The organism is Derxia lacustris (assembly GCF_002105195.1).
In the GTDB taxonomy this organism is placed as follows: Bacteria; Pseudomonadota; Gammaproteobacteria; order Burkholderiales; family Burkholderiaceae_E; genus Derxia; species Derxia lacustris.
In genome coordinates this window covers 303,715-319,285 of the sequence record NZ_MUHU01000011.1, presented here as the reverse complement: position 1 = coordinate 319,285, position 15,571 = coordinate 303,715, and the positions used below count along the sequence as shown (strand labels likewise).

At 70.7% G+C, this 15,571-nt stretch carries 14 protein-coding genes; 13 read left to right on the top strand and 1 reads right to left on the bottom strand.

Annotated elements, in window-relative coordinates; genetic code table 11:
- Nucleotides 1-2 precede the first annotated feature (2 nt).
- Genes B9P64_RS12810 through B9P64_RS12780 form a run of 7 tightly spaced genes read left to right on the top strand, consistent with a single transcriptional unit; the run spans nt 3 to nt 6,486 of the window.
- A complete protein-coding gene (locus B9P64_RS12810) occupies nt 3-356 on the top strand; it encodes a response regulator (protein ID WP_085316621.1) in 354 nt (117 codons plus the stop codon).
- Nucleotides 353-703 (top strand): STAS domain-containing protein, encoded by a 351-nt coding sequence (locus tag B9P64_RS12805; protein ID WP_085316620.1) that lies wholly within the window; start codon nt 353-355, stop codon nt 701-703. Before B9P64_RS12810 ends, B9P64_RS12805 begins: the two co-directional genes overlap by 4 nt.
- Nucleotides 700-2,841, top strand: coding sequence for a chemotaxis protein CheA (locus tag B9P64_RS12800; protein ID WP_085316619.1), 2,142 nt, complete (start codon nt 700-702; stop codon nt 2,839-2,841). The genes B9P64_RS12805 and B9P64_RS12800 overlap by 4 nt, the downstream gene beginning before the upstream one ends.
- Nucleotides 2,842-2,900: 59 nt before the next feature.
- Nucleotides 2,901-4,568, top strand: a complete 1,668-nt coding sequence (locus tag B9P64_RS12795) for a methyl-accepting chemotaxis protein (RefSeq protein ID WP_085316618.1) — start codon at nt 2,901-2,903, stop codon at nt 4,566-4,568.
- A 5-nt stretch (nt 4,569-4,573) separates the two neighbouring features.
- Nucleotides 4,574-5,113: a chemotaxis protein CheW gene (locus B9P64_RS12790; RefSeq protein ID WP_085316656.1), complete on the top strand. Its 540-nt coding sequence runs from the start codon at nt 4,574-4,576 to the stop codon at nt 5,111-5,113.
- Nucleotide 5,114: 1 nt separating this feature from the next.
- The gene (locus B9P64_RS12785; protein WP_085316617.1) at nt 5,115-5,939 is read left to right on the top strand and encodes a CheR family methyltransferase; all 825 of its coding nucleotides are present in this window, start codon (nt 5,115-5,117) and stop codon (nt 5,937-5,939) included.
- 52 nt (nt 5,940-5,991) lie between these two features.
- The gene (locus tag B9P64_RS12780) at nt 5,992-6,486 is read left to right on the top strand and encodes a DUF2127 domain-containing protein (protein WP_085316616.1); all 495 of its coding nucleotides are present in this window, start codon (nt 5,992-5,994) and stop codon (nt 6,484-6,486) included.
- A 90-nt stretch (nt 6,487-6,576) separates the two neighbouring features.
- Here the strand turns inward: B9P64_RS12780 and B9P64_RS12775 are convergent, their stop codons facing one another.
- Nucleotides 6,577-8,292 (bottom strand): tannase/feruloyl esterase family alpha/beta hydrolase, encoded by a 1,716-nt coding sequence (locus tag B9P64_RS12775; RefSeq protein WP_235839996.1) that lies wholly within the window; start codon nt 8,290-8,292, stop codon nt 6,577-6,579.
- 345 nt (nt 8,293-8,637) lie between these two features.
- On the opposite strand from B9P64_RS12775, the gene B9P64_RS12770 reads away from it, so the two are divergent.
- From B9P64_RS12770 to B9P64_RS12745, 6 genes are all read left to right on the top strand, one after another.
- On the top strand, nt 8,638-9,780 hold the full coding sequence (locus tag B9P64_RS12770; RefSeq protein ID WP_085316655.1) for an ABC transporter substrate-binding protein: 1,143 nt from the start codon (nt 8,638-8,640) through the stop codon (nt 9,778-9,780).
- A gap of 4 nt (nt 9,781-9,784) precedes the next feature.
- The gene (locus tag B9P64_RS12765; RefSeq protein ID WP_085316614.1) at nt 9,785-10,822 is read left to right on the top strand and encodes a branched-chain amino acid ABC transporter permease; all 1,038 of its coding nucleotides are present in this window, start codon (nt 9,785-9,787) and stop codon (nt 10,820-10,822) included.
- A gap of 1 nt (nt 10,823) precedes the next feature.
- The gene (locus B9P64_RS12760; RefSeq protein WP_085316613.1) at nt 10,824-12,659 is read left to right on the top strand and encodes a branched-chain amino acid ABC transporter ATP-binding protein/permease; all 1,836 of its coding nucleotides are present in this window, start codon (nt 10,824-10,826) and stop codon (nt 12,657-12,659) included.
- Between the two features lie 10 nt (nt 12,660-12,669).
- Entirely contained in the window at nt 12,670-13,488 is an 819-nt protein-coding gene (locus B9P64_RS12755) for an ABC transporter ATP-binding protein (RefSeq protein WP_085316612.1), read from the top strand.
- A 180-nt stretch (nt 13,489-13,668) separates the two neighbouring features.
- Nucleotides 13,669-14,802: a porin gene (locus tag B9P64_RS12750; RefSeq protein ID WP_085316611.1), complete on the top strand. Its 1,134-nt coding sequence runs from the start codon at nt 13,669-13,671 to the stop codon at nt 14,800-14,802.
- A gap of 181 nt (nt 14,803-14,983) precedes the next feature.
- The gene (locus tag B9P64_RS12745) at nt 14,984-15,544 is read left to right on the top strand and encodes a MarR family winged helix-turn-helix transcriptional regulator (protein WP_217808683.1); all 561 of its coding nucleotides are present in this window, start codon (nt 14,984-14,986) and stop codon (nt 15,542-15,544) included.
- Nucleotides 15,545-15,571 lie beyond the last annotated feature (27 nt).

Sequence of the window (15,571 nt, the reverse complement as noted above, 5' to 3'; positions counted from 1 at the left end):
TCATGATCGTCGACGACTCGTCGTCGCTGCGGTCGGCAGTCCGCATCGCGCTGACCGGCGCCGGATACGAGGTGGTCGAGGCCAGCGATGGCGCAGCTGCGCTCAAGCTGCTCGACGCCCGCAAGTTCAACCTGATCGTCAGCGACCTCAACATGCCCAACATGGACGGCATCGAATTCGTGAGCGCGCTGAAGACGCAGCCCGCGGCCCGCTTCACGCCCGTGGTGATGCTCACCACCGAGATCGGCCGTGCCAGGAAGGACCAGGCGCGTGCCGCCGGCGTGAGGGCATGGATCACCAAGCCCTTCACGGTGCCGGTACTGCTCGATGTCGTTGCCAAGCTGGTGCAGCCATGAACGGCGCCCGACTCGCGATCGACGGCGAAATGACGATCTACACCGTCGATGCGCTCAAGGCGCAGCTGCTCGCCGCCATGCCGGCCGACGGCCATCTGACGCTCGATCTGGCGGCGGTCGGCATGGCCGACAGCGCCGGCCTGCAACTGCTGCTGGCCGCCGGCCGCGAGGCCGAGGCACGCGGCGGCGCACTGGCGCTGGCGGCGCCGTCGGCGGTGCTGCGCGAGCTGCTGGCGCTGGCCGGCGTGACCGACCGGTTCGCCAGCGCGCCCGAGCCGGCTGCCGGCGTCGAGCCCATCCCCGCCGCGCCCGCCGCCGAACCCGCCGCCGAGGAGATCGCGCCATGAATCTGGACGAAGCGCTGTCGATGTTCGTCTCGGAAAGCCAGGAGCTGCTGGAGCAGATGGAGGCCAGCCTGCTCGACCTGGAGCAGCGGCCCGGCGATCCCGAGGCGATCAACGCAATCTTCCGTGCTGCCCACACCATCAAGGGCAGCGCCGGCCTGTTCGGCTTCGACGAGATCGTCGGCTTCACCCATGTGGCCGAGAGCGTGCTCGACAACGTGCGCCTGGGCAGCGTGACCATCGATCCGCCGCTGGCCGGCCTGCTGCTGCGCTGTGGCGACTATCTGCGCGAATGGATGCAGACCGTCGCCGCGAGCGGCGTCGACACCCGCTCGGCCGCGATGCGCGAGCAGGGCGGCGTCATCGTCACGGCGCTGGGCCATTACCTCACCGCCGAGCACCGGTCGGCGCCGGCAGCGGCACCGGCTGCCGCCGCGCCCGCGCCCGTGGTGGCGGCGACCGATCCCACCGCCGCCGCGCACTGGCATCTGTCGCTGCGCTTCGGCCGCAACCTGTTCCGCGACGGCTTCGATCCGCTGAGCTTCGTGCGCTATCTGCAAGGCTTTGGCGAGATCGCGCATGTCGAGACCTGCGCCGCCGCGCTGCCGCGCCTGAGCGAGCTCGAACCCGACGACTGCCGGCTCGGCTTCGAGGTGGCCTTGCGCAGCGATGCCGACCGGGCCCGAATCGAGTCCGCCTTCGACTTCGTCGCCGACGAGAGCGATCTGCGCTTCATCGAGCCGCACGGCGGTCTGGCCCGCTTCCGCGAGCTGATCGATGCGCGCGCCGCCGCCGGCGAGTCCATCGCCGACATGCTGCTGCGCTGCGGCTCGCTGCTGCCCGGCGAACTCGACCGGCTGCAGGCCGCCGCGCCGGCCGACCCGGCGCCCGAGGTCGAGTCGGCCATGGCCGCCGACGCGCCGACCGCGGCCCGCGAGGCGCGCTCGGCCGGGCCGAACATGGTGCGGGTCGATGCCACCAAGCTCGATCATCTGATCGACCTGGTCGGCGAGCTGATCGTGGCCGGCGCCGGCGCGGCCCAGGTGGCGCGCCGGCATCGCGTGAAGGAGCTGGTGCAGGCCACGGCGCAGATTTCGCGCCTGATGGAGGAGGTGCGCGATTCGGCGCTCGACCTGCGCATGGTGCAGATCGGCGGCACCTTCAACCGGTTTCAGCGCGTGGTGCGCGACGTGAGCCAGGAGCTCGGCAAGGACATCGCGCTGCACATCTCGGGCGGCGAGACCGAGCTCGACAAGACCGTGGTCGAGAAGCTGGCCGATCCGCTCACGCATCTGGTGCGCAATGCCATCGACCACGGCATCGAGAGCGCCGAGGAACGCGCCCGGGCCGGCAAGCCGGCCCAGGGCCGGGTGACGCTGCATGCCTATCACGATGCCGGCTGCGTGGTGGTCGAGGTCGGCGACGACGGCGCCGGCCTGCGCCGCGACCGCATCCTGCGCAAGGCGATCGAGCGCGGCCTGATCGCGCCCGAGACCCAGCTCGGCGAACGCGAGACCTGGCAGCTGATCTTCGAGCCGGGCTTTTCCACCGCCGAGCAGATCAGCAACCTGTCGGGGCGCGGCGTCGGCATGGATGTGGTCAAGCGCAACATCGCCGCGCTGCGCGGCTCGATCGACATCCGCTCCGTCGAAGGCAGCGGCACGACGCTGTCGATCCGGCTGCCGCTCACGCTGGCGATCATCGACGGTTTCATGATGGGCGTCGGCGGCTCGGCCTATGTGGTGCCGCTCGACATGGTGGTCGAGTGCATCGAACTGCCGCGCCAGCACGCCGCCGACCGTGGCTGGCTCGACCTGCGCGGCGAGGTGCTGCCGCTGGTGAGCCTGCGCGAACTGCACGACATCGGCGGCCAGCCCGGCCGGCGCCAGAACGTGGTGGTCGTCAACGGCGGCGGCATGCGCGTCGGTCTGGTCGTCGACCAGCTGATGGGCGAGCTGCAGACCGTCATCAAGCCGCTCGGCAAGGTCTTCGACGGCGTGCAGGGCATCGGCGGTTTCACGATCCTGGCCAACGGCTCGGTCGCGCTGCTGCTCGATGTGCCGACGCTGATCCGCGAGACCGAGCGGCGCTCGCTGCCCGGCGCCGCCGCGCCGCCGGCGCCGCAACCCGCCGTCCTTTGATTTCCCGTCTCGTCCTTCATTCCCCACACATTCACCCACTCCGGTCGCAGGAGACCTCGATGAACAAACTCACGGTGACCCAGAAGTTCATGTTGCTGATCCTCAGCGCGCTGTTCGGCATCGGCACGCTCAGCGCGCTGGCGCTGCGCCAGATGGAGAAGGTGTACGACGCCGCCAGCTACAGCACGATCAACACGGTGCCCAGCCTCATCAATCTGGCCGAGATTTCGGTGACGGTATCGCGCGTGCGGGTCATGACCTGGCGCCTGCTGGCCAGCGTCAATGGCGACGAGCGCCGCGATCTCGAACGCCAGATGCAGGAAAACATTCCCAAGATCGAAGACGCGATCAAGTACTACGAATCGCACAACCTGTCGGACGACAAGGACAGGGCGCTGCTCGACAAGGTGAATGCCGCGCTCAAGGCCTGGCTCGGCCTGCGCACCGACGTGGTCGGGCTGGCGATCGCCGGCAAGCGCGAGGAAGCGCTCGATCTGCTGAGCCGCAATCAGGCGACGTTCGGCCGCATCGAGGAAGCGCTGGCCGAGCATCGCGCCTACAACGAGGCGCTCGGCAAGGCTGGCGGTGAACGCGCGGTCGGCGTGCGCCAGGATGCGACCGTGATGAGTCTGACGGTCGCCGGCATCACGCTGGTGGTGGTGGCGCTGATCGGCTGGGGCATTGCGCGCAGCCTCATCAAGCAGCTCGGCGGCGAGCCCGCCTATGCGGCCGAGGTGCTCGACAAGGTGGCGCGCGGCGATTTGACGGTGAAGGTCGCGCTCAAGCCGGGCGACAGCACCAGCATGCTGGCGACGGTCAAGAACATGGTCGACCGGCTGGCCGACACCATCGGTCAGGTGCGCAGCGCCTCGGGTGCGCTGGCCTCGGCCTCGGTGCAGGTTTCGGCCACCTCGCAGAGCATGAGCCAGGGCACCAGCGAGCAGGCGTCGAGCGTCGAGGAGACCTCGGCGTCGATGGAAGAAATGTCGAGCTCGGTGCAGCAGAACGCCGAGAACGCGCGCATCACCGAAGGCATGTCGGGCAAGGCGGCCAAGGAAGCGGACGAGGGCGGCACGGCGGTGCGCGCCACGGTGCAGGCGATGAAGACCATCGCCGACAAGATCGGAATCATCGACGACATCGCCTACCAGACCAATCTGCTGGCGCTCAATGCGGCCATCGAGGCGGCGCGCGCCGGCGAGCACGGCAAGGGCTTTGCGGTGGTGGCCGACGAGGTGCGCAAGCTGGCCGAGCGCAGCCAGGAGGCGGCGCAGGAAATCGGCGAGGTCGCCAAGTCGAGCGTGTCGCTGGCCGAGCGTGCCGGCGAGCTGCTCAACACCATCGTGCCGTCGATCACCAAGGCGTCGGATCTGGTGCAGGAAATCTCGGCCGCGTCCAACGAGCAGTCGGCCGGCATCGGCCAGATCAACACCGCCATGTCGCAGCTGTCCCAGCTGACGCAGCAGAACGCCGCCGCGTCGGAAGAGCTGGCCGCGACCGCCGAGGAGATGAACGCCCAGGCCGACCAGCTTGAGCAGCTGATGGCCTACTTCTCGATCGACGCCGGCCCGACGGGCGCCGACTACGGCCGCAGCGCCGGTCGCGCCGCGCGTCCGGCCGCGCCGGCGAGCCGGCCGCCGGTGCCGCACCGGGCCCATGCCGCGCCGCGCAAGCCGGTCAGGACGTCCGACGACTCGCTCAACGATTTCGTGCCGTTCGAGGAGTGAGCGCCGTGAGCCATCTGCATCTTGCGTCGAGCGCCGGTGCCGAGCGCCAGCCGGCCCGGGTCGCGCCGCCGCAGGCAAGCCAGTACCTGATCTTCTCGCTGGCGCGCGAGCAGTTCGGCGTGAATACCCAGCGGGTGCGCGAAATCATCGGCTACCGCGCGATCGCCAGCGTGCCGATGACGCCGCCCTACATGCTCGGCGTCATCAACCTGCGCGGCGCGGTGGTGCCGGTGGTCGATGTCAATGCGCGCTTCGGCCGCGCGCCGACCGAGGTGTCGCGCCGCACCTGCATCGTGATCCTCGACGTGCTGGTCGGCGACGAGACCCATGTGCTGGGCATCGTGGTCGACAGCGTGACCGCGGTGCGCCAGATCGACGGCAGCCAGATCGAGCCGGCGCCGACCTTCGGCGTCGGCATCCGTGCCGACTTCATCGAGGGCATGGCCAAGGTCAACGGCAACTTCGTGATCCTGCTCGACCTCGGCAAGGTGCTGTCGGTCGACGAACTGGCGGTCGCGGGCCTCGACGCGCCGGCCGCGGACTGACATGCCGGTCGAGACGGCGGCCGGCCTGCCCGCGCTGGCACCGGCCGACTTCCGCCAGCTGCGCGACCTGTTCGAGGCCAGCACCGGCGTCCATCTCAAGGACGTCAAGCTGCCGCTGGTCGAGGGCCGGCTCGCGCGCCATCTGCGCAGCCAGGGCAGCGCCGACTGGCGCGGCTATCTCGAACGCGTGACCGCCGACGCGGCCGAGCGCCAGGTCTTCATCGATCTGCTGACGACCAACGAGACGCACTTCTTCCGCGAGCCGGCGCATTTCGATTTCCTGCGCGACAGCATCCTGCCGACGCTGGCGGCCGAGCCCCGGCCGCGCCTCTGGTGCGCCGCCAGCTCGACCGGCGAGGAGCCCTACAGCCTTGCGATGGTGCTGGCCGATGCGCTCGGCGTCGGCGGCTTCGAGCTGCTCGCGTCCGACATCAGCACCCGCGTGCTCGACACGGCGCGCGCCGGCCTGTATCCGCTCGACGCGGCGGCGACGATTCCGGCGCAGCTGCGCCGGCACCACTGCCTCAAGGGCGTCGGCCCGCAGGCCGGGCGCTTCGCGATCGCGCCGGCGCTGCGCCGGTCGGTGCGGTTTGCCCAGATCAATCTCAGCGCGCCGCTGCCCGACCTCGGCATGTTCGACGTGATCTTTCTGCGCAACGTGATGATCTATTTCCCGCCCGAGACCAAGCGTCAGGTGGTGGCGCGGGTGCTGGGCCAGCTGCGGCCGGGCGGCTGGCTGCTGACCAGCCATTCCGAGTCGCTGCACGGCGTGAACGACCGGCTGCGCGCGCTGCGGCCGTCGATCTATCGGCGCCTGCCGGACTGAGGCTAAGGTCGCGCATCGGCGCCGCTCGCGGCCCAGCTCATGTCGACCGCCCATGTCCTTCTCGCCAACTCCCGTTGCCGCGCCGCGTCCGGCCGGCGACCGCGCGCTGCGCAGCATTGCCGCCTTCGAGGCGCTCAAGGGCCTGCTCGCGCTGGCGGCGGGGCTGGGCCTGCTCGGACTGCTGCATCGAGACCTGCATGCGCTGGCGCTGGCGCTCATCGGTCATCTGGGGCTCGACCCGGACGCGCGGCTGCCGGCGCTGCTGCTGCACGACGCGGATGCGCTGCGCGCCGCCAATCCGCGTGCGCTGATGCAGCTGGTGCTCGGCTATGTGCTGCTGCGCGGCTTCGAGGCCTGGGGGCTGTGGCAGGGCCGGGCCTGGGGCGAACTGCTCGGCGCGCTGTCGGGGGCGCTCTATCTGCCGTTCGAGCTGGCGCATCTGCTGCACCGGGTGACGCCGCTCGGGCTGGGCGTGATCGCGCTGAATCTGGCGGTGCTGCTGCTGCTGGGCTGGCGGCTGTGGCGGCGGCGCGGCCGATCCGCCTGACGCCGTGCGCCCGGCGGTGGCGCGACAGGCCGCCGCCGGGCCCGGTCCGCCGCGCGCCGGTCATGCCATCGCGCGGCGGCTTGCGTCGCTTCACTGGCAGCTGAAGTTCTCCGCCGCCTCGATGTCGCCGCTGCCCTTGTAGACCGCCACCTTGGGCCAGGCGCAGAGCGGCCGGGTGCGGTTGGGGAAGGCCGCCACATCGGCATTGGCCGGGCGCGCCGCGGCCGGGATGCTGTCGGGCGCCTTGCCGCCTTCGACCCAGTCGACGATGGCCGCGAGCATGTCGAACTTGTCGGTGGCCGGGCCGCCCGAGCAATGGTTCATGCCGGGCACCGCGAACAGCCGCGCGAACGCCTTGGCGTCGCCGCCGTTGGCCGCCGCGACCGACTGGTACCAGTTGCGCGTGTCGTTGTACGAGAACACCGGATCGCTGCCGCCGTGGAAGACGATGAGCTTGCCGCCGTGGCCCTTGAAGGCCGACAGGTCGCTCGGATTGGGCGGCGTCATGAAGGTCATGGCGGCGGTGGTGTAGGTGACGTCGGTCGCGTAGATCTTCGGCGCGTCGGTGTCGAAGCTGAAGCCGAGCAGGTAGTCGACCACGCCCGTGCCTTCGCCCGACACCTTGGTGGGCGGCGTGGTGAACACATAGGGCAGCGAGCCGCCGCCGAGCGTGGCGATGATGGAATTGGGCACCGAGGTGGCCGAGGTGCCCAGCTTCCAGATGCGCCAGCCGAATCCGCCCACGCCCGCATCCCAGGGCCAGTCGGCATAGAGCTGGGCGCCGGCGCCGTTGCGCGGACCGTCGAAGACCTTGCCGAGCGCCGTCACCTGCGCCGCCGTCAGGCAGCTGTCGGTCTTGGCGCCGGTGCAGGTCAGCTCGGCCGGATCGAACACGCCCTTGCACGACTCGAAGCGGTTGACGATGCCGTCGCTCAGGCCGTCGAGCGCATCGCATTTCTCCACCACCTTGGCCGCGACCAGGTTCATGTCGGCGGTGCTGAAAGCGCTCGCAACGATGGGCTTGCCGTCGGTGTCGTTGCTCGCGACCGATGCGAAAGCCTGGGTGTCCCAGGCGTGCTGGACGGCGGCCTTGGGCAGGTTGAAGCCCGGGTTGCCGGCCACGATGCCGTCGAAGCGGTCGGCGAAGCGCGTCGCCGCGACCAGCGCCTGGCGCCCGCCGTTGGAGCAGCCGAGGAAGTAGGAATGGCCGGCGTCGGCGCCGTAGAAGCGCTTGAGCACCGCCTTGGCGATCTCTGTGGTGCGGCCGACGGCGTTGTAGCCGTAGTCGAGCCGCGCCTGCGGATCGAGGCCGAACAGCGCGCCGCCGACGATGGCGGCGGTCTCGGCGGTGTGGCCACCGTCGGTGCTGGCGACGGCAAAGCCGCGCGTCAGCGCATTGGTGGTGGCGCCGCCGCCCAGGATCGCGCCATAGGCCGGGTTCACCACGCCGTCGGTGCCGCCGCCGCCCTGGAACATGAAGCGGCCGTTCCAGTCGGCCGGCAGCCGCAGCTCGAAGCCGATGGCGTAGGCCTTGCCGTCGACCGGGCCGGTGTGCGGATCGATGCTGCCGGCGACGCGGCAGTGCGCCGGCAGCGGCTGGGCCGCGCCGCTCGGCGTGACGCTGCCGGCGGCGACGCTTTCGGTGCTGCCGATGGTCAGCCCGGCGATGCCGAGCGCCGCCGTGGTGATCTCGCCGCAGGCCAGTCTGGTCACCGTTTCGGTCGGCGCGTCATCGCTGCCGCAGGCCGCCAGGCCCAGGGCACCGAGCAGCGCCAGGGGCAGCGCAAGGGTGGTGGAAGTCTTCAATCGCGTCTCCTCGTTCCGGTCGTCCGCCAGGCGGATGCAATGCGCCACGCCGGAATCCTCTGTGGAGCCAAAATTATTATTGTTGTGAACTAAAAGCGGTGGTTGCCGAGGATGGGGGATTTCCCGCGTCCGGCCGGCTATCGCACGCGTCTGATGCTGCATTGCAGCGTTCACAACCAGTGGCGACGGTGGTGGCGGTTTGGCAAGCGCGCCACCGATCCTCGGAAATCGGGAAAACACCGACTGAGCGAAACCGGTTTTTGGTTAAAAGTAATAACCAATAAACGGGGTCGGGCGTTGCACCGGAACCCCGCGCGACACACCACCAAGACGCTGGAGGAAGACATGCATCAATCCGCGAAACTCGCGGCGCTCATCGCGCTCGCCGGCACGCTTTGCGCCGGCAGCGCGCAGGCCGACATCACCATCGGCGTGACGCTGCCGCTCACCGGTCCGGCCTCGGGCCTGGGCATTCCGGTCAAGAACGGCATCGCGCTCTGGCCCCAGTCCATCGCTGGCGAGAAGCTCAATGTCATCGTGCTCGACGACGCCACCGATCCCACGGCCGGCGTCAAGAACGCGCGCCGCTTCATCAGCGAGGACAAGGTCGATCTCATCGTCGGCTCGGCCGCCACGCCGGTGGCGGTGGCCATGATCGATGTGGCCGCCGAAGGCCAGACGCTCCAGTTCGCGGTGTCGCCGGCGGTGGTGCCCGAGGGCCGCGACGCCTGGACCTATCGCATCGCGCACAGCACGGCGGTGATGGCCCATGCCATCGTCGAGCACATGAAGAAGCAGGGCGTGAAGAGCGTCGGCTTCCTCGGCTATGGCGATGCCTACGGCGAAGCCTGGCTCAAGGATTTCAGCGCCAAGGCCCAGGCCGCCGGCATCAAGCTGCTGGCGGTCGAGCGCTTCCAGCGCGCCGATACCAGCGTGACCGCGCAGGCGCTCAAGCTGGTGTCGGCCAGCCCCGACGCGATGCTGGTGGTGGCCTCGGGCAGCGGCGCGGCGATGCCGCATCGCGCGCTGGTCGAGCGCGGCTACAAGGGCAAGATCTACCAGACCCATTCGGCCGCCTCGCGCGACCTGATGCGCGTGGGCGGCAAGGATGTGGAAGGCGCCTTCGTGGTGAGCGGCCCGGCCACCGTGGCCGAGCAGCTGCCCGACGGCAATCCGTCCAAGAAGCCGGCGCTGCAATTCGTGACCGAGTACGAGAAGGCCTACGGCGCCGGCTCGCGCAACCAGTTCGCGGCCCATGCCTACGACATCCGGCTGGTGCTGGAGACCATCGTGCCGGCGGCGCTCAAGAAGGCGAAGCCGGGCACGAAGGAATTCCGCGCCGCGCTCAAGGACGCGCTGGAGGCGGCCGGCCCGATCGCGGTGTCGCAGGGCGTGCTCGACTACTCGCCCAAGGACCACTGGGGCTTCACGCCCGAGACCGGCGTCATCCTCAAGGTCGTCAATGGCGACTGGAAGCTGGAGAACTGAGCGCATGGACGCCTCCATCGCCGGCATCCTCGCGCTCGACGGCCTGACCGGCGGCGCGGTGTATGCGCTGCTGGCCATCGCGACCGTGCTGCTGTTCTCGGTCACGCGGGTGCTGTTCATTCCCCAGGGCGAGTTCGTCGCCTATGGCGCGCTCACGCTCGGCATGTTCCAGCTCGGCAAGACGCCGGGCACGGTCTGGCTGCTGCTGGCGCTGACGGCGTTCACGCTGCTGACCGAAAGCGTGGCGCTTGCGCGGCGCGGCCAGGACTTCTTCAGCGTGCTGCGGCATGCGCGCTCGGTGGCGGCGTTTCCGGTGCTGATCTCGATGCTGGCGATCTGGGCCGCGCCGCGCCAGGCGCCGCTGTGGGTGCAGGCGCTGCTCACGCTGGGGCTGGTCACGCCGCTCGGCGGCATGGTCTGGCGCATCGCCTTCCGGCCGCTGGCCGATGCGAGCGTGCTGGTGCTGCTGATCGTGTCGGTCGGCGTGCATTTCGTGCTGACCGGGCTGGCGCTGGTGTTCTTCGGCGCCGAGGGCTATCGCAATCCGAGCTTCTGGGATGAGCGCTTTTCGCTCAGCGCGCTGACGCTGTCGGGCCAGAACGCGCTGATGCTGCTGGCGTCGGCGGCGCTGATCGCGCTGCTGTGGCTGTTCTTCGAGCGCAGCCTGTATGGCAAGGCGCTGCGGGCCACGGCGGTCAACCGGCTCGGCGCGCGCATCGTCGGCATCTCGACCGAGACGGCGGGCCGCAGCGCGTTCCTGCTGGCGGCCTTCATCGGCGCGCTGTCGGGTCTGCTGGTCGGGCCGACCACCACCATCTTTTACGACAGCGGCTTTCTGATCGGGCTCAAGGGCTTCGTCGCGGCGGTGTTCGCCGGGCTGGCCAGCTATCCGATGGCGGCGCTCGGCGCGGTGCTGCTCGGTCTGGTCGAGAGCTTCGGCGCCTTCGAGGCCAGCGCCTTCAAGGAGGTGATCGTGTTCACCGCCATCCTGCCCGTGCTGCTCTGGCGCTCGCTGCGTCACCCGGACCATGAGGAACACTGAGATGACCCCGGCCCAGACCACTGCCGATCTCGCCGCCGGCGCGCCGCCGCGTGCCCGGCCCTCGTTGCGCCGCGCCGCGCCGGCGCTGCTGGCGGCCGTCGTGCTGCTGCTGCCGCTGCTGCCGGTGCCCGAGTTCTGGATCACCCAGCTCGACTACATCGGCCTGTATTCCATCGCCGTGCTGGGCGTGGTGCTGCTCACCGGCGTGGGCGGACTCACGTCGTTCGGGCAGGCGGCCTTCGTCGGCCTCGGCGCCTACACCACGGCGCTGCTGAGCACGCAGTTCGCGCTGTCGCCGTGGCTGGCGCTGCTGGCCAGTCTGGCGGTGGCAGGCGGGGTGGCGCTGCTGCTGGCCGCCATCACGCTGCGCATGTCGGGCCATTACCTGCCGCTCGCCACCATCTGCTGGGGGCTGGCGCTGTTCTTCCTGATGGGCAATGTCGACGGCCTCGGCAAGTTCGACGGCATCGTCGGGATTCCGGCGCTGGGCTTCTTCGGCCTGGAGTTGCGCGACAACCGCAGCCTGTTCTGGCTGATCTGGGGGCTGGCGCTGGTGGCGGCGTTCGCGGTGCTGCGGCTGCTCGATTCGCGCGCCGGCCGGGCGATCCGCGCGCTGCGCAGCGGCAGCACCATGCCCGAGGCGATGGGCATCGCGACCTTCCGCTACAAGACCGCCATCTTCGTGATCGCGGCGCTGCTGGCGGCGCTGTCGGGCTGGCTGTTCGCGCACTTCCAGCGCACGGTCAATCCGTCGCCGTTCGGCATGCACATGGGCATCGAATACCTGTTCATGGCGGTGCTCGGCGGCGCCGGTCAGGTGTGGGGCGCGTTTGCCGGCGCGGCGGCGGTCAAGCTGCTGGAGGACCGGCTGCAAGCCTGGCTGCCGCAGCTGCTGGGCAGCGCCGGCAGCTATGAGGTGATCGTGTTCGGCGTGCTGCTGATCGCCATGCTGAGGTTCGCGCCCAAGGGCATCTGGCACTGGGTCGAGCGGCGCTGGCCGGCGCCGCAGCGCCGGCGCGACTGGGCCGATGCCGCGCCGCTGCCGGCGCGGGCCCGGCCGGCAGCGGCCGCCGCCGACGGCGCGCCGCTGCTGGTGGCCCGCAATCTGCGCAAGCAGTTCGGCGGGCTGGTGGCGGTCAAGGATGTGAGCTTCAGCATCGGTCACGGCGAGATCGTCGGGCTGATCGGCCCGAACGGCGCCGGCAAGTCGACCACCTTCAATCTGCTCACCGGCGTGCTGCCGGCCAGCGCGGGCGAGGTGAGCTTTGCCGGCCGCCGCATCGAGCGGACGCCGTCGCGCCAGATCGCGGCGCTGGGCATCGCGCGCAGCTTCCAGCACGTCAAGATGATTCCGGAGATGACGGTGCTGGAGAACGTGGCGCTCGGCGCCCATCTGCGCGGCTCGGCCGGCATCCTGCGCGCGCTGCTCGGCCTCGACCGGGCCGACGAGCGCCGGCTGCTGCGCGAGGCCGAGCGCCAGCTGCTGCGCATCGGCATGGGTCATCTGATGCATGAGCAGGCCGGCAATCTGGCGCTCGGGCCGCAGCGGCTGATGGAGATCGCGCGCGCGCTCTGCCTCGATCCGGCGCTGCTGCTGCTCGACGAGCCGGCCGCCGGCCTGCGCCACCAGGAAAAGCTCGCCCTGGTCGAGGTGCTGCGGCAGCTGCGCGGCGAGGGCATGAGCCTGCTGCTGGTCGAGCACGACATGGACTTCGTGATGGGCCTGACCGACCGGATCGTGGTGATGGAATTCGGCACCAAGCTGATCGAGGGCTCGCCCGAAGAGGTGCGCAACAGCCCGGCGGTGCGTGCCGCCTATCTGGGCACCGAGCATTGAGGACGCCGCGATGAACCAAGCCCAATCCACTCCCGCGCCGCTGCTCGATGTGCGCGGCCTGCGCGCCGGCTATGGCCGCGCCGAGGTGCTCGACGGCCTCGACTTCAGCGCGCCGGCCGGCGGCGTGATTACCGTCATCGGGCCCAACGGCGCCGGCAAGTCGACCACGCTCAATGCGCTGGTCGGCGCGATTCCGGCGCGCGGCAGCATCGTCTTCAACGGCCAGGACATCGGCCGCGCCACGCTGGAAGAGCGGGTGATGCTCGGCATCGCGCTGGTGCCCGAGCGGCGCGAGCTGTTCGGCAGCATGACCGTCGAGGACAACCTGCTGCTCGGCGGCTGGCGCCAGATGCGGCGCAACTTTCCGCGCTGGCGCGACCGCATCGACGAGGTCTACACCCGCTTTCCGCGCCTGAAGGAACGCCGCACGCAACTGGCCGGCACGCTGTCGGGCGGCGAGCGCCAGATGCTGGCGGTGGGCCGCGCGCTCATGAGCGCGCCGCGCCTGCTGATGCTCGACGAGCCCAGCCTGGGCCTGGCGCCGCTGGTCACGCGCGAGATCTTCACCATCGTCGAAGGCCTGCGCGCGACCGGCGTGACCATCCTGCTGGTCGAGCAGAACGCGCGCGCCGCGCTGGCCGTGGCCGATCACGGCTATGTGCTGGAGACCGGGCAGTTCGCGCTGCACGGCCCGGCCGCCGAGCTGGCCAGCGATCCGCGCGTGATCGACACCTATCTGGGTACCGGCCACGGTTCGGTCGCGCCGCCGGCCGCCACGCCCGCGCCGCCGCCGCCGCCGCTGGCCGGCTTCGCCACCGCGCCGGCCTGAGCCGGCCGGCGTCCTGCGCCGACCGGCCCGCGCCGCTGCCCGACCGCGCCAGGCCGCGCGCTTCGGGCAACCCGTCCTTTCCTGTCGCACCGGCCGGTCCGGCGGTGCGGTCCTGCCCGCGCGCCCGCAACAACACATCCACGCGGCGTCGCCCATTCCCAAACCGGAGGAGACACTCCCATGAAGAAAACCATCCGCGCGCTTCCCGTCGCGGCACTGGCGCTTGCCGCCGGCGCCGCCCAGGCCCAGCAGGCCGGCGCGACCAACGTGACCATCTACGGTCTGGTCGACAGCGGCATCGAGGTCGTGACCCATGCCGGCGGCGACAAGACGCTGGTGCGCGTGCCGACCGTCACCGGCGAGCTGCCGTCGCGGCTCGGCTTTCGCGGCAGCGAGGATCTGGGCGACGGGCTGAAGGCCGTCTTCACCATCGAGGCCGGCCTCGGGCTCGATACCGGCGCCTCGGCCCAGGGTGGTCGCACCTGGGGCCGGCAGGCCTTCGTCGGGCTGGCCGGCAACTGGGGCCAGGTGGCGTTCGGGCGCCAGTACAGCGCCATGTTCTATGCGCTCGGCGATTCGGATGTGCTCGGCCCGGCGGTGTACGCGCTCGGCTCGGTCGATCCGGGCGTGCCCAATGCGCGCGTCGACAACGCCGTCACCTATCGCGGCACGACTGGCGATTTCACCGGCTATGCGAGCTGGTCGTTCGGCCGCGACGTTGCCGGCGGCACGCCGGGCGCCGGCACCTGCGCCGGCGAGACGGCCGGCGCCAACACCGCCTGCCGCGACTGGAGCGCGATGCTGCGCTGGGCGCCCAAGCCCTATGGCGTGACCGTGGCCTATGACGAGATGCGCGGCGGCACCGGCGCCGCCGCGTCCTTCTTCAACGGCGCGCCGTCCATCGCGTTTACCGGCGCCAGCGACAAGGACCGGCGCCTGTTCGCCGGCGCCTACGTGATGCTCGGCGACACCCGGCTCGGCGCCGGCTGGCTCGACCGCAAGGTCGAGACCGCCGCGACCGAAGCCAAGTCCAAGACCTGGTACATCGGCGCGTCCTACCCGGCCACCGCCGCCCTCGTGCTCGATGCCCAGTTCCTGCGCACCACCAATGCCGACCGCGACCGCAGCGCCTCGATGGGCGTGGCGCGCGGCACCTATGCGCTGTCCAAGCGCAGCGCGGTCTATCTGCAAACCGGCTATCTGGCCAACAGCGCGCTGGCCCAGTACTCGGTCAGCGGCGGCGGTGCCGGCACCACGCCGCTCGCGGGCAAGAACCAGCTCGGCACCATGATCGGCATGCGTCACGCGTTCTGAGTCTGGCGGGCTGGGGCCGGCTTGCGGCACATCGCGGTCCGGCCCGGCCGATCACGGACAATCGCGGCTTCGGCCCCGCGACGGGGCAGCAGCGAGGCAAGGGACGATGGCGACGAGAAAGCGGGCCGGCGCGGTGGCGCAGACAGCGGCGGGCAGGCCGGCGACGGTGGCTGGGGCAGCGGTGGCAGCTGCCGCCATCGGCAGCCCGGCAGCGCTGACGGACGAGGCCGGCGGCGCCGATGCGCCGGCCGGCGCGGGCCCGGCCGATGCCGCACCGGCCCGGCGTCGCGCCGCGCGCCGGCCGGCGCTCGACCAGTCCTGGCTCGCCGACTCCATCGGCTACCACCTGGCGCGCGCGCGGATCGCCACTGCCGCGATCTTCATGCGCTCGATCGGCGAGCCGCTCGATCTGCGCCCGGTCGAGTTCACCATCCTCATGCTGCTGTCGACCAACGAGGACGTGACCCAGACCCAACTGTCCGATCTGCTGGCGATCTCGGCGCCCAACATGACCATCCTGCTCGACCGCTGCGTGCGGCGCGGCATCGTCGTGCGAGTGCGCAGCGAGACCGACCGCCGGGCCCAGACCGTGCAACTCACCGACGCCGGCCGCGACCTGGCCCTGCGCGCGCGCGCCATCGCCCAGCGCATGGAGAAGGACGCCTTCGCCGAGCTGAGCCCGGGCGAATCGCTGATGCTGGTCGAGCTGCTGCAAAAGCTTGCACGGCTTGGCGCGGAGTGATCGCGGCGCTGGGTTAGCATACGGTTC